The 14,321-nt window shown below is 55.5% G+C and carries 11 protein-coding genes; 7 read left to right on the plus strand and 4 right to left on the minus strand.

The features are described from left to right. Positions 1–17 precede the first annotated feature (17 nt). Together PKO02S_RS14330 and PKO02S_RS14335 are read left to right on the plus strand one after the other, a co-directional pair. Positions 18–2,189 carry a DNA topoisomerase III gene (locus PKO02S_RS14330; protein ID WP_127583913.1) on the plus strand — a complete coding sequence of 724 codons (2,172 nt, stop codon included), beginning with the start codon at positions 18–20 and terminating at the stop codon, positions 2,187–2,189. A 24-nt stretch (positions 2,190–2,213) separates the two neighbouring features. Beyond that, on the plus strand, positions 2,214–3,281 hold the full coding sequence (locus PKO02S_RS14335; RefSeq protein WP_127583915.1) for a metallophosphoesterase family protein: 1,068 nt from the start codon (positions 2,214–2,216) through the stop codon (positions 3,279–3,281). A 369-nt stretch (positions 3,282–3,650) separates the two neighbouring features. Here the strand turns inward: PKO02S_RS14335 and PKO02S_RS14340 are convergent, their stop codons facing one another. From PKO02S_RS14340 to PKO02S_RS14355, 4 genes are all read right to left on the minus strand, one after another. Next, positions 3,651–4,628: an Rpn family recombination-promoting nuclease/putative transposase gene (locus PKO02S_RS14340; RefSeq protein ID WP_127583917.1), complete on the minus strand. Its 978-nt coding sequence runs from the start codon at positions 4,626–4,628 to the stop codon at positions 3,651–3,653. A gap of 100 nt (positions 4,629–4,728) precedes the next feature. After that, positions 4,729–5,745 (minus strand): YeiH family protein, encoded by a 1,017-nt coding sequence (locus PKO02S_RS14345; RefSeq protein ID WP_127583919.1) that lies wholly within the window; start codon positions 5,743–5,745, stop codon positions 4,729–4,731. 172 nt (positions 5,746–5,917) lie between these two features. Next, a complete protein-coding gene (locus tag PKO02S_RS14350) occupies positions 5,918–6,187 on the minus strand; it encodes a hypothetical protein (protein ID WP_127583921.1) in 270 nt (89 codons plus the stop codon). 220 nt (positions 6,188–6,407) lie between these two features. Then, positions 6,408–7,163, minus strand: coding sequence for a GntR family transcriptional regulator (locus PKO02S_RS14355; RefSeq protein ID WP_127583923.1), 756 nt, complete (start codon positions 7,161–7,163; stop codon positions 6,408–6,410). 170 nt (positions 7,164–7,333) lie between these two features. Between PKO02S_RS14355 and PKO02S_RS14360 the strand changes: the two genes are divergently transcribed. The 5 genes from PKO02S_RS14360 to hrpB form a co-directional block, all read left to right on the plus strand. Then, complete coding sequence (locus tag PKO02S_RS14360; RefSeq protein WP_127583925.1) at positions 7,334–8,410, plus strand: LLM class flavin-dependent oxidoreductase; 1,077 nt, start codon at positions 7,334–7,336, stop codon at positions 8,408–8,410. Between the two features lie 19 nt (positions 8,411–8,429). After that, a complete protein-coding gene (locus tag PKO02S_RS14365; RefSeq protein ID WP_246067022.1) occupies positions 8,430–9,890 on the plus strand; it encodes a CoA-acylating methylmalonate-semialdehyde dehydrogenase in 1,461 nt (486 codons plus the stop codon). A 227-nt stretch (positions 9,891–10,117) separates the two neighbouring features. Then, positions 10,118–12,052, plus strand: coding sequence for a stalk domain-containing protein (locus PKO02S_RS14370; protein ID WP_127583927.1), 1,935 nt, complete (start codon positions 10,118–10,120; stop codon positions 12,050–12,052). 211 nt (positions 12,053–12,263) lie between these two features. Further along, positions 12,264–12,524: a hypothetical protein gene (locus PKO02S_RS14375; protein WP_127583929.1), complete on the plus strand. Its 261-nt coding sequence runs from the start codon at positions 12,264–12,266 to the stop codon at positions 12,522–12,524. A 93-nt stretch (positions 12,525–12,617) separates the two neighbouring features. After that, positions 12,618–14,321: ATP-dependent helicase HrpB (gene hrpB, locus PKO02S_RS14380; RefSeq protein ID WP_127583939.1), on the plus strand; the 1,704-nt coding region annotated here is incomplete at its 3' end.

Raw genomic sequence — 14,321 nt, forward strand, 5'->3', positions numbered from 1 at the left:
AAGGAGTGTTGTCCCGAATGAAATCGATCGTATTGGCGGAAAAGCCAAGCGTTGCGAAAGAGCTGGCACGTGTGCTGGGCTGTACGGAACGCCATAAATCGCATTTTGAAGGATCGCGTTATGTAGTTACATGGGCGCTTGGGCATTTAGTGACCTTAGCGGAGCCGGAAGATTACGATACGAAATATAAAACTTGGAATTTGGAAGATTTGCCGATGCTGCCGCAGACGATGCGGCTCAAAGTGATGCGCGAGACGTCGCAGCAGTACCGAGCGATCGAACAGCTGTGCAAACGCGGCGATCTGAGCGAGCTGATCATCGCCACGGATGCGGGGCGCGAAGGCGAGCTGGTCGCTCGCTGGATTATGGAGCTAGTGCGCTGGCGCAAGCCGTTCAAGCGGCTTTGGATCTCTTCGCAGACGGATCAGGCGATCCGCGAAGGGTTCTCGCGCTTGAAGCCGGGCGCCGATTACAACGGCTTGTACGCCTCGGCAGTATGCCGGGCTGAAGCCGATTGGCTGATCGGCCTCAATGTGACGCGCGCGCTCACGAGCAAGTACAACGCGCAGCTGGCGGCGGGACGCGTCCAGACGCCGACGCTCGCCATGATGATGGAGCGGGAGCGGGAAATCGCCGATTTCCGCTCTGTGCCGTATTGGACCGTAACGGCGGACTTCGGCACGCTGAAGGCCAAATGGCGTCGCGGCGAGCAGCACGACGGACGGCTCTACGACGAGGCGGAGGCGAAGGAGCTGGCGGCGAAGCTGAGCCGGGCGAAGGCGGCCGTCGAGACGGTGCGCATGATCGAGAAGCAGGAGCCGCAGCCGCTTGCCTATGACTTGACCGAGCTGCAGCGAGATGCGAACCGCAAGCTTGGCTTTTCGGCCAAGATGACTTCCACGGTGCTTCAGCGGCTCTATGAACAGCATAAGCTGGTGACGTACCCGCGAACGGATTCGCGGTATTTGTCAGCGGATATCGTGCCGACGTTCAAAAACCGGCTCCATACGATCGCTGTCGGACCTTACGCACCTTTGGTCGCACCTCTTACGCGGAAGCCTCTGCAGGTGACCAAGCGGTTTGTCGACGACAGCAAAGTAACTGACCACCACGCTATTATTCCGACTGAACAAGTAGTGATCTTGAATGCATTAAGCGTTGAGGAGCGTAAGCTGTACGATTTGATCGTGCGCCGATTCACCTCGCTTTTTTACCCGGCGTACCGGTATGCGGAGACTAGCGTAGTGATCAATGCGGGTGGAGAGAAGCTGTTTGCAAAGGGAGTAGTGCCTAAAGAGAATGGCTGGCGGGACGTATATGGGACCGGCGGAGTAGTCGATGCTGGAGAGGAAGACGAAGAAGCTGGAGGGACGGCCACGGATTCGGCTGAAGATCGGGCCGCTTCGAGCCAGAAGCTTCCCGAGCTGTCGAAAGGTCAGTCGCTGCAAGTACGTTCCGCGGTGCCGACTAGCCAGCGCACGCTTCCGCCGGGCCGTTATACTGAGGCGGGACTGCTCAGCCGGATGGAGAAGCATCACCTGGGCACCCCGGCGACACGTGCGGATATTATCGAGAAACTGCTGCAGACCGAGACGGTGGAGCGGAAGATGAACCGCATAGTCCCTACGGCGAAAGGCAAGCAGCTGATCGAGCTCGTCTCGAACGAGCTGCGATCGCCGGACCTGACCGCCAAGTGGGAGCAGGAGCTGGAGCGGATTGCGCGTGGTCAAGGCAATGCCGCGGCGTTTATGGACGACATCCGCCGACAGACGACACGGCTCGTGCAGCAAGTGAAAATGAGCAGTCAAGAGTACAAGCCTCATAACTTGACGAGCTCCAAATGCCCGGAGTGCGGAGCGAACCTGTTGGAGCGCAAAGGCAAACGAGGCAAATCGCTAGTCTGCTCGAACCGCGAATGCGAGTACCACCGGATGGCGGAACCGGCGTTGACATTCAAGCGATGCCCGCAATGCCACAAGCGGATGGAGTTGCATGAAGGAAAAGCGGGTAAATATGTTCAGTGCAAATCGTGCAATGTAATAGAAAAGCTGGATGAGTCGAGTCCTGGAGGACGCGTAGGCCGCAAGCAGCAAGAGAAGCTGATTGAGTCCTACAGCGACAACGAATCGTTATCGTCCGGGTTAGGCGATGCATTGCGCGCTGCTTTGGAGAAGCGGAATCAGGATTAGAGTAGTGGAGAGGGGGGATGACGAATGGACAGACGCACGTTTTTACGCCGATCGGCCGTACTGCTCTTGCTGGGCGGTGCCGCCGCATTCGGCTGGAGAACCGGCAAGCTGCCCTTCGGAATCTCGGATCGCGAGGAGGACAGGGTGTTAGACCGTCCGCTGCAAGCTGAGCTAGCACAAGTGCGCCCGGTTGCCGGCCGTCGGGACGATGGCGCGCTCCTCTCTTTCTTTATTCTAAGTGATTTGCATATCAGTCATGCTGTTGATTACCCTTCTGAGAAGCTGCAACGTGCCTTGCAAGACATCGTTGAATTTGAGACAAAGGTGGATGCGCTGATTTTGACCGGCGACCTAACCGAATCGGGCACGAACGACGACTATGCGGCTTTCCGGAATGTCATGAAGGCATATGCGTTGCCGCCGATCCACGCCAATATGGGCAATCACGAGTACTATGGCATTTGGATCGATTCGCATGGAAACTGGAACAAAGATGCCATGCCGAATGGCAAGACGGATGCGGAAGCGAGAGCTTCGTTCATGCGGACGTTTGGATTGGACAAACCTTATCATAGCGCTACCCTGAACGGATGTCTGTTTTTGTTTTTGTCACAGGAGACGTATGTGCAAGAAACACCGGACGTGTCGGAGGGAGCCTGGTATTCGGACGAGCAGCTAAGATGGTTCCAGCAATCGCTGCAGTCGAACAAGTCCATGAAGCCGGTGTTTGTCATGATTCATCAGCCGCTGCCACCAGCCGGGCAAGACGGAGGCGCTCACCAGCTCATGCGGGCGAAGCAATTCCGCGACATTTTGAAGCCTTATACGAATGTGTTCGTTTTTTACGGTCACAACCATCAAGATTTTCGCAATGGACGGGCACACTATTTCAAAGAGTCGTTCCATCTGTTCAACAATTCGTCGGTCGGCCGCGTCTTGAATCGGAACATGGAGTACAAGGATGAATCCGCTTCCCAGGGCTTATACGTACAAGTGTACCGATCAAAGGTTGTCGTGCGGGGCCGTGACTTTACGAACCGCGCTTGGCTCGAGGATGCGAACTGGTCGGTCCGGCTCACCACGACGCAGTAAAATAGAAAAACGCCGCCCGACTGCCACGCCTATCAGGGCGCCACGCAGTCAAGCCGCGTTTGATATTGTTGTTTTTGATCCCATTTGCACATGCACTAACACAACGGAAGCCCTACCTCTCATCCGTTCTTGCGGCTCCTAGGCCGCGCCAGTCTTGAATTAGTTGTTGTTTCTTAACGGTTCGAACTGTCTGCAGCTACAGGTTGGAACGATTGGCAATGGTAAAACGAATGGAATATTGGGTCTTCGGGGTCCAAATCTGGAGGAATCCTTGCTAAGAGGAATTGCGGAATTGGAACTTCATTCGTTTGTTTTCAAAAACTAACTATTAATTTTACAGGTAAAATTAATAAATGTCAAATGAGCTTATTATTCAGCTTGTTGTTTGAAGTAGTCGGCCAGCGCAATTGGCTCCAGCTTGGTCATTTCGGAGATCTCATCGATTGTAAATCCTTTCGAATGCAGAGTCGCCGCGATTTCCAACTTTTCTTGTTTTCTGCCTTGTTCAATTCCTTGCTCAATTCCTTCCTCCATTCCCTTCGCTACGCCTTCCTCAAAACCCCATCGCTTCCAGGCGGGCATCAGTTCCGAGAATTGTTCGGATTCGATTGGATATTCCTTGCGCAATTGATCCATGATCGACTTGTCCTCCTCTTCCACAGGCTCAAAATATAAATCGGCAAAAGACATGATCAGAGCTAGCCTCGCTTGATCTAACTTGGCGGTCAAACGAAGGATCATTCGTAAAAAAGAGGTTCGCACCTGACGTCTCTCAGATTTAGTATACCCCATTTTACTTAGCAGTGCAGCAGCGATTGGGTTTGAAGAGTCGATAAATTCTCTCCAATTGCATCGGAAGAGTTCAACATGAAAATAGTTGAAATGAACGATATTGTGCTCGGAAAAACGCATAGTGAACTCGGGTTTCACCGCCGATGAATCGCCATACGCAAAAAGAGCAATCGGAATAATAAGCCGATGGTCGTGACGATGCCGTTCGAACAACCGGCTGAAATAAATAAACATTCGTTCGGAAAAGAAGGGATCTTTATACGATTGCGTCTCCAGGTGGATTAGAATATAGGCATCGCTCTCAAGCAAGCGAGTCTGTACAAGCAGATCCAACTCGCGAGTTTGTTCACCAATGACATCGACTAGTAGCTCTTGCATCAGAAGCCTAGTTTGAGCGGGATCAATTTGACGATGCAGTTCGGGAAAAAACAGCTCCACAAATTCAAGAAAAAACGTCTGGAGCAGTTTCTTGAAAGCTTCATCATGCGGCTTGTTAGGCAGGCGACCTGCAACTTGATAGGAGGATGGAGGCTCGCAAATAATCACATTTGACATAGGTAATCCTCCTGACGGATAAGGGGAATGTTGAATATACCTATTATACAGAACATATGTTCTGAAATCAAGGAAAAAAAGAGAAGCGAAGCCGCTTCTCTTACGTATTGCCCGTAGCCAATTGGATCAGCAAGCTGACCGAGGCGACCGTGAACCAGACGATGAGCCCTAGCAGGATCGGGCGGAAGCCGGTCTTCACCATCGAGCGGAAGTCCGCATTCATCCCTATGGCGGTGAGCGCCATGATGATCATGAACTTGCCCAGCTTCGCGATAGAAGGGAGGCTCTCCGGAGGGATGACGCCTGTCGTGTTCAACAGCGCCGCAACAAGGAACCAAACGATGAACCAAGGAAAAATTTTGCTGAACGAAAAGTTGACGGCCGATGGATCGTCTGCATTCGCAGCGGAGCGCTTCTTCTGGTACGCCAAGATTCCGGCGAAGATCAAGGAGATCGGAATGATCATCGTCGTCCGCGCCAGCTTCACGATCGTGCCGTAAGCGCCGGCTTCATCACCGTAGCTATAGGCGGCCGCCACGACGGAGGATGTGTCGTTGATCGCCGTGCCGGCCCACAAGCCGAAGCCGGTCTGCGTCATGTCGAACAGATGGCCGAGCGCCGGGAAGAGCAGAACAGCCACGATGTTAAACAGAAAGATTGTTGAAATCGAGTACGCGATCTCCCGTTCCTTGGCCTCGATGATTGGTGAGACGGCCGCGATCGCCGAGCCGCCGCATATAGCGGTGCCGACACCGATCAAGGTCTGCAAATTGAACGGGACACGCATGAGCCTACCGAAGCCGTAGGCGGCGAGGAAGGCGGCAGCCAGCGAAATGAGCATAACCGACAACGATTCCAATCCGGTTTTCCACACCTGCGACAAGCTAAGTCCGGCGCCGAGTACGATGATAGCCCACTGCAGCACTTTTTTCGAGGAGAAGAGGATGCCTTTCAGTGCGGAAGCCGGTTTGCCATACGTATGGTTGATGATCATACCGAGGACGATGCCGAAAATCGGACCGCCGATGATCGGCAGCAGCGAGCCAAGCCAAGCCGCCACCGCCGAGGGGACAAGAACGAAAAGTAGACCAGGGCCGAACGTACGAAACCAATTCATAACGCGTGTCCCCTTACATGGATGATGGGTATGGAGGCAACTTGCATGGCTCCATCATAATAGGGGGGATTTCATTAAGTCAAATTAGAATAACTTATAACAAGTATAATAATTCAGTATGCGCCAAAATCAAAAAACCGGGCATAAGCCCGGCACATTGAAACAACATTATTTATTCGACGGCTTTGTAATCCTTCAAGTACAGGAAAGCGGCGCCGATAAGTCCGGCTAGCAGCGGAGCGTAATGGCTGAATACAATAGAGAAGGTCACCCCGATCAAGATCGCCGCCGTATATTTCAGTTGAGGCCGTTTGTTTTCCCAATAAGTCAAAGCTTCCAGCTGAGTGCCGGCTTGCTGCAGCTCATGACCGCAACTGGCGCAGGTGAAACGCCCCGGAACCGTCTTCGTATCGCATTTAGGACAATGCTGCAACATGATCATCACCTGAACCTCTCATCATCCCGCTCACATTTTAATCATAGTAAACAGGTAGGATTTATTGATTTAATCTTAACCGAATGATTTCCATTTTACAAGTACCCAGCGACAAAAAAAATCACCGGCCTTGTACTCCCGTTGGCGGAAGTGACAGACTCGATGATTTTAGTGTATCCACCCGCATCGGAATGGTTACAGCTGATCGTAGCTGAACTTAAAAAAGTTAACCAGAAGTATTCCGAATGCCGTTCAACATGGAAACCCCGGTCGGAATGCTGATCGTGAACTCGCTAGTGTCGGAGCGTAAAAAGATCTTCGTATGCTCGACCGTGATGTTGCTAGACCCAAGCGAGGTTCGCGACAAACAAAGCAGCGGCTCGCCTTGCTCAATCTCCAGCGTCTCCGCTTGCTCGCGGTTGGCGGCGATCGCTCGAATGGCCAGTTGGGCCAGCTTGATCTCGAAGCCTCCCATTTGCGTCAGCATGGTGTAGCCGGAATTTTGCTCGGCAATCTCCCAAGTGATCGTCTTCGCCATCTCGATCGGCAAATATACATGGCTGTAAGCGTGAATGGCGTTCTGGCGAAGGTAGCTGCGCTTGAAGAACAACGCTCGTTTGAACGATTCGCCAAGCTTCTCGGCCAGCTCTTCCGGCGTATCCACAACCCGCATCTCGAGCAGCTTCGGTTCGAAGTCTTTGGCGATCATCGAATCATAGAACCCTTCGAGCGTTGCTAAATCTTGATTGACATAAGAGTGAGCGACGAACGTCCCTTTGCCTTGCTTACGAACGACTAAGCCTTTCTCATCCAGGGAGCTGATCGCTAGTCTGGCAGTCACCCGGCTTACTTGATACGTTTCCATAATTTCGGATTCGGTTGGAATTTTGTCATCCGGCTTCCATTCGCCCGACTTGATCTTCGCTTCCAACAGGTTGGCGATTTGGGTATACATGCTGATGTGGCTTTCCCGATCGATCATACCTTAAACGAGCACCCCCACAGGTCTTTCGGCGTTCTATACATTGATTATACTGGAAATGCGGATAAAAAAACAGGATTGACGTTTTTAGTTATATAACAATATAATACGTATTAAGAACTACAACTTGGCGATGCATCATCCCAATTCTTAATACTGGAGGAATTCCAATGAGCCGCATTCGTTTTTCCTGGTTTACCCCTACCAACGGTGACGGAGCGCATATCGGTCTGAAAAAGCCGGAGCGTGAGCCGAGCCTGGAGTACGTTGTCAAAGTAGCGCAAATGGTCGAGAAGTCCGGATTTGACGGTATTCTTGTGCCGGTGGGCACGCCATATTTCGATTCCTGGATGGTCGGTTCGGCAATCGTCCACAACACGAATACGCTGCGTCCGCTAATTGCGATTCGTCCCGGATTCATCACTCCTTCCTTGTCCGCCAAAATGGCATCTACACTGGACTTGTTCAGCGGCGGCCGTCTCGACATTAACATCGTGGCCGGCGGTTCGGCTCATGAGCTTGGGCAGGACGGCGACTTCGTCGATCACGACACTCGGTATACCCGGGCGAACGATTTTATGGAAGTGATGAACCGTCTGTGGGAAGAAGAGCATTTTGACCATGACGGTCCGCATTACCAAATCAAGGACGGCTTGCTCGTGCCGAAAAACATTCAGCGCCGCATTCCGGCTTTCTTCGGTGCTTCCTCAGATGCGGGGAAGGATGCGACGGCGCGTTACGGAGACGTTTACTTGCAATGGGGCGAGCCGGTGGAAGAAGTGCGTGCGCAAATCGAGGATGTCAACCGCCGTGCAGCAGCTTACGGCCGTACGATGGAGCACGGCATTCGGATTCACGTCATCGTACGCGAGACGGAGGAAGAAGCTTGGAAGGAAGCCGACCGTCTCGTGTCGATCGTCGATCCGGCCGTAGAAGCGCGGATGCGCGAGTACTACAAAGAGTCCGATTCCGTGGCGCAGAGCCGGATGAGCGTGCTGTTGAAAGGCGACTTCCGCTTCGGCAAGTTCAAGTGGGCGGGCATCGGCCGCGTGCGCAAAGGCGCCGGTACTGCTGTCGTTGGAACGCCTGAGCAAGTGCGTGAGGGTCTGCAGGAATATATCGATGCAGGCGTCACTCATTTCATTCTGTCGGGCTTCCCGCATTTGGAAGAAGCGGAGCGCGTAGGGAAGACCGTACTTCCTTTGTTCAATCAGAATCAGAAAGAGTCGTCGCTGCAAACCAATTAAACGAACGGAGGCACGCCCGGTGTCGCAAACGCAAACGTTACAACAACTGCAAAATTTCGTCGGGGGGCAATGGGTGTCTTCGACGGCCGAACGATACGAAATCGTCCCGAACCCGGCTACCGGCGAACCGATCGCCCAAGTGCCGCTATCCACGAAGGCGGATCTGGATCACGCGGTGAGCGTGGCCAAGGCGGCTTTCACGGAATGGAGCAAGGTGCCGGTGCCGAAACGGGCACGGATTTTATTCAAGTACCAGCAGCTTTTGGTCGAGCATTGGGATGAGTTGGCGAAGCTGATCACGATGGAGAACGGCAAGAGTTATGCGGAAGCATACGGCGAAGTTCAGCGCGGCATCGAGTGCGTCGAGTTCGCAGCCGGCGCCCCGACGCTGATGATGGGGTCGCAGCTTCCGGATATCGCAACCGGGCTGGAGTCGGGCATGTACCGATACCCGATCGGAGTGGTGGGCGGCATTACGCCGTTCAACTTCCCTACGATGGTGCCGTGCTGGATGTTCCCGCTTGCCATCGCCTGCGGCAATACGTTCGTGCTGAAGCCGTCCGAACGGACACCGCTGTCGGCCAACCGGCTAGCGGAGCTGTTCTCGGAAGCCGGGTTGCCGGACGGCGTGATGAACGTCGTGCATGGTGCGCACGATATCGTGAACGGCCTGCTCGAGCATAAGGATGTGCCGGCGATTTCATTCGTGGGCTCGCAGCCGGTGGCCGAGTACGTGTACCAGAAAGCGGCGGCACAAGGCAAACGCGTCCAGGCGCTGGGCGGCGCGAAGAACCATTCGATCGTTATGCCGGACGCCGACTTGAACCTCGCGGTGAAGGAAATCGTCAACGCGGCTTACGGCTCGGCCGGCGAGCGCTGCATGGCGGCCTCGGTCGTAGTTGCGGTCGGCGATATCGCCGATGAGCTCGTGTCGCGTCTGGCTAAGGCCGGCGACGACATTCGCATCGGCAACGGCGCCGAGCCGGACGTGTTCCTCGGCCCGGTCATCCGCGACTCGCACAAGCAACGCACGCTAGGCTACATAGCGAGCGGTGTGGAGGAAGGCGCGAAGCTAGTCCGCGACGGCCGCGAGGATGCGGCGGCGAAGGCGAGCGGCTATTTCGTCGGGCCGACGCTGTTCGACAACGCGAAGCCGGGTATGAAAATTTGGACGGACGAAATTTTCGCTCCCGTGCTACAGGTTGTCCGCGTAGAGTCGTTAGAGGAAGCGATCGCCATCGCGAACGAATCCGACTTCGCCAACGGCGGCTGTATTTATACGGACAGCGCCAAGGCGATCCGCCAATTCCGCGACACGATGGATGCGGGCATGCTCGGTGTCAATGTAGGCGTTCCGGCGCCAATGGCGTTTTTCCCTTTCTCTGGCTACAAGAAATCATTCTACGGCGACTTGCATGCCAACGGTCGCGACGGCGTAGAGTTCTATACACGCAAGAAGATGGTAGTGGCACGGTACTAGAGTCAGTTTTAATGAAGGAAGTCCTTTCCGATGTCTCTATCGGAGGGGCTTTTATTTATTGAATGGTAAACAATTATTTGCCGGAGCCAGGACAGTTTTATTAGGCCGTGGGCCAAAAGTCGCCATTTTACGACACAAAAGGGTTGTCGCTTACGTATAGCTATGAGGGACAGGCTGGAGTATACTGGGGATACATTTTTCCTTATCAAGGAGCTGGAACTCATATTATGTCGAAGTTTCGAAAAAAAGCGATTCTCGCTTGCAGCGCGTTGCTGCTGGGAGCGGCACTAGTATTACCTCCGGGAAAACCGGCGCAGGCGGAGGACAGCTGGACTCTGCATCTTCGTGCGGAGCAGCACGTGAAGAGCGGTCGCACCGATCTGGCGGTCCCGATCTGGGACGGGCTCATGCGTTCGGCTGCGGCTAACAGCGATTGGCTGACGGCGGCGCTATATGCCGGGTATATAGACGAATATTATGATGCGGTACACGAGTACGAGAAAGCGGTTATCTATTACGAGCTGGAGAACGAGTATTGGCTGCGGGACGGCAAGGATTGGGGCGCGAACGACTTGCAGCGGGCTTATCAGCTGAGAACGACGATCGAAGCTTATGCTTCGACGGAGCAGACGGAGGAGCTGCAGCGGCCCTATTTGCCGGCATCAGGTCAGCTTGCGAAGTTCGAGCCGGCATACGGCGTCTATATAGGGATATATTCGGAGCTGGATCCGGCGATGGGCAACCATTTTGACCGCTCCAAGTCGATCTTCGGCAAAGACCACGCGATGTACTTGGCGTATGCTACATATGGCGAGGAGTTCCCGAAACGGTACGCGGACAATGCGAAAGCTGCGGGCAGCGCGCTCCAGATCGCTTGGCAGCCGCTGCAAGGGTTGCAGGCCGTGAAGGACGACGCGTATTTGCGGCAATGGGCGCTCGCTGCGAAGGAAGCGGGTATTCCGATATTTCTCCGATACGCTTGTGAGATGAACGGCGATTGGACCCCGTGGGTATCCGATACGCAAACCTATATCGAGAAGTTCCGCATTGTCGCGAACGTCATGCACGAGCTGGCGCCTAACGTGGCGGTGGTCTGGAGCCCGGGCGATGTCCCGAAATATACGATGGCGAACTACTATCCCGGCGACGCTTATGTCGATTGGGTTGGCGTAAGCTTGTACACGGAGCCTTATTCGCACGGCGATCCGAACGTCAGCATGCAGGCTTCGACGCCGATCGAGAAGCTGGACGAGCTTTATAAGCTGTACGCCGACCGCAAACCGATCATGCTGAGTGAAACGGCGGTTTCCAACCACACCAATGTGGACGGGAAGTCGCATACGGAATACGCTTTGCTCAATCTGGAGCGATTGTACAAGATAATGCCGCTCAAATACCCTCGACTTAAGGCTATCACCTACTTCAATGTGGACCTCCGGGGCCGCGAATCGCAGAACAGCTACAGCGTCAGCTCGAACGAACAGACGATGAAGCTGTACAAGGAGCTCATCCAGGATCCGTTTTTCTTGACACACGTACAGACCGGGGTTACGCCGAGCAACGGTATATTGTATCAAGACGTTTGGAAGCCGATCCGTCAGCAGACGACTTGGGTGCCCTTCGTGCGTATTCCGCAAGTATTTTTCGGTAAAGTGGAGTATGTGCTGAACGGCCGTGTAATGGAGACGAAGATGGCCCCCCCATATGAGCTCGATGTAATGGCGGGCGATGTACCGGGAGGGTCCAATTTGGAAATTCGCGTTTATGACAAAAAGGGGACTATGACAGCGAGCCGTACATTTCCGGTGACATCCCAAGTTTCCGTTACGATCGATCAAGCCGACCAAAGCTTCGAACAGCCGCCGGTCATCATAAACGAGAATACCCTAACACCGCTGCGGGCCATTTTTGAGAAAATGGGGGCGACGGTCAGCTGGAATCCGGACACTCGGACGGCAACCGGGACGAAAAACGGCAAGACGGTTTCGCTCTCCATTGGCTCTAAGACGGCCTTTGTGAACGGGAAGCCTCAGCAGCTCGAGGAATCGGCGCAGCTGGTGAACGGCTATACGATGGCGCCTGCGCGATTTATCGGAGAAGTGTTCGGAGGCGAGGTTGTCTGGGACGGAAGGACTAGAACTGTAATAATCACTACTAAATAATGGCGGAATATAATTATTTTGTTCGAAACTGCAACTAAATCGCCGGGTCGATTGTCCTATATACGGGCGGATCGGCCCATTCTATTTTCCAGATTGTAATTATTTTTGTCAGTCCGAGGTAGGTATATAGTCATGCGAGCCTTTTTGGTGGTATAATTTATTGTAAGGATGCGAGGAAATATTGCAGAAAGAGGTAGGGTGGATGGCCACTATGACCGCAAATCAAATCATTGCAAGTTTAAATAAGATTCGGGATCAACATAGCGAAATTGAAAAGTGCGTGGATTTGATATATGAAGTGCAGCGCACGGGCGGACCTTTGGCGGAAGTCATCACCATTCTCAAGTACGAGAAGCCGCTCGTTCATTCCTTGCTCAAGGCAAGACTGCGCCACAATCCAGGCATCAATCTGATTCTCGGGATCTCGATGGACTACGACCAGGCGAAGCTGAAGCTCGCTACCTATTCGTAACCTTGCGTCGGACTTGTCAGCTCCGCCATTGACTCATTCTTCCGCCGGATGGTAAAGTGGAGTCAAACGGGACGTTCGGAGCGAAGTCACATGATGCCTAATTCATTTCCTATCGATACGATAATCGACCAACTCAAGGGGGCGCTCGAGAGCCGCAGCAATGCGGTTCTCGTAGCGCCCCCTGGCGCTGGGAAGACGACCCGCGTGCCGCTGGCGCTGCTGGGCGAGTCTTGGGCGAAAGGCAAGAAGATCGTCATGCTGGAGCCGCGACGGGTTGCGGCTCGTTCTGCTGCGCGCTTCATGGCGGCTTCGCTAGGCGAGCAAGTCGGCCAGACGGTCGGGTACCGGATGCGGCATGACTCGCGTGTGGGATCGCTGACGCGCATTGAAGTGATCACCGAGGGCGTATTGACGCGGCTGCTGCAAGAGGATCCGGCTCTGGAGACGGTGGGAGCCGTGCTGTTCGACGAGTTTCACGAGCGTAGCCTGCAGGCGGATCTGGGGTTGGCTTTATGCTTGCAGGCACAGAGCTTGTTTCGGCCTGACTTGCGGCTGTTGGTTATGTCGGCGACACTGGATGCTTCTGCGGTCGCGGCGTTGTTGGACGATGCGCCGATTGTTATGAGCGAGGGGCGTTCGTTCCCGATCGAGACCCGGTATGCGGCGGCGCCTCGGCGAGACGGCGTCAGGCTGGAGACGGCGGTTGCGGCGGCCGTGGCGGAAGCTGTGGCACGGGAGCAGGGCGACGTGCTGGTGTTCTTGCCTGGCGCGGGCGAGATACGACGCGTGCAAGGCAAGCTGGCGGAGCTGGCGATTGGCAGAGGCGTGGAGGTTGTGCCGCTGCACGGCAACCTGTCGCAGGAGGCGCAGGATCGGGCTATCGCGCCGCCTAAGCCCGGCGTGCGCAAGGTGGTATTGGCGACGTCGATCGCGGAGACGAGCTTGACGGTTGAAGGGGTCCGCACCGTGATCGACGGCGGGTTGATGCGGGTGCCGCGGTTCTCGCCGCGGACCGGGCTTACCCGGCTGGACACGATCCCGGTGACGCTGGATTCGGCGGAGCAGCGGCGAGGGCGGGCGGGCCGCGTGGCGGCAGGCGTCTGCTACCGCCTGTGGACGGAGGCGGAGGAGCGCCAGCTAGCCACGCGGCGCACGCCTGAGATCGGCGAGGCCGATCTGGCGCCGCTCGCGCTCGAGCTGGCCGCGTGGGGAGCGGCGGATCCCGCCGAGCTGCGCTGGCTCGATCCGCCGCCGGCCGCCGCTTACCGGCAGGCGCGCGAGCTGCTCGCCGGCCTCGGCGCGCTGGACGCGGCCGGGGCGCTCACGCCGCATGGCCGCCGCATGGCTGCGCTAGGGCTGCACCCGCGGCTCGCACACATGCTGCTCCAGGCAGCCCCGCTTGGCCTGGGGCGGCTTGCGTGCGAGCTCGCGGCACTGCTCGGCGAGCGCGACCCGCTGCGCGGCACGGTCGCGAGCGCCGACGTGCGGCTGCGAGTGGAGGCGCTGCGGCGGGCGACGCAGGGCGGCGCACGTGGCGGCAGCGGTCCAGGTGCGAGTACCGGCGAGGGGAATAACGGCGGAGCAAGCACAAGCAACGGCGCAGGTGCGAGAGTTGACGCGGGGAGCAACGGCGGAACAAGCACGAGCAACGGTGCAGGTGCGAGAGTTGACGCGGGGAGTAACGGCGGAGCAAGCATAAGCAACGGTGCAGGTGCGAGTGCTGGAGCAGGGAGCAACGGCGGTGCAAGCACGAGCAACGGTGCAGGAGCGAGAGTTGACGCGTGGAGTAACGGCGGA

Source organism: Paenibacillus koleovorans NBRC 103111 (assembly GCF_004000845.1).
GTDB classification, from domain to species: Bacteria; Bacillota; Bacilli; order Paenibacillales; family NBRC-103111; genus Paenibacillus_AA; species Paenibacillus_AA koleovorans.

Bases quoted from the DNA above. Each gene is read 5' to 3' on its own strand.
- PKO02S_RS14350 (WP_127583921.1), bottom strand. From the start codon at position 6,187: ATGATCATGTTGCAGCATTGTCCTAAATGCGATACGAAGACGGTTCCG.
- PKO02S_RS14330 (WP_127583913.1), top strand. From the start codon at position 18: ATGAAATCGATCGTATTGGCGGAAAAGCCAAGCGTTGCGAAAGAGCTG.
- PKO02S_RS14340 (WP_127583917.1), bottom strand. From the start codon at position 4,628: ATGTCAAATGTGATTATTTGCGAGCCTCCATCCTCCTATCAAGTTGCA.
- PKO02S_RS14335 (WP_127583915.1), top strand. From the start codon at position 2,214: ATGGACAGACGCACGTTTTTACGCCGATCGGCCGTACTGCTCTTGCTG.
- PKO02S_RS14375 (WP_127583929.1), top strand. From the start codon at position 12,264: ATGACCGCAAATCAAATCATTGCAAGTTTAAATAAGATTCGGGATCAA.
- PKO02S_RS14355 (WP_127583923.1), bottom strand. From the start codon at position 7,163: ATGATCGATCGGGAAAGCCACATCAGCATGTATACCCAAATCGCCAAC.
- PKO02S_RS14360 (WP_127583925.1), top strand. From the start codon at position 7,334: ATGAGCCGCATTCGTTTTTCCTGGTTTACCCCTACCAACGGTGACGGA.
- PKO02S_RS14370 (WP_127583927.1), top strand. From the start codon at position 10,118: ATGTCGAAGTTTCGAAAAAAAGCGATTCTCGCTTGCAGCGCGTTGCTG.
- PKO02S_RS14345 (WP_127583919.1), bottom strand. From the start codon at position 5,745: ATGAATTGGTTTCGTACGTTCGGCCCTGGTCTACTTTTCGTTCTTGTC.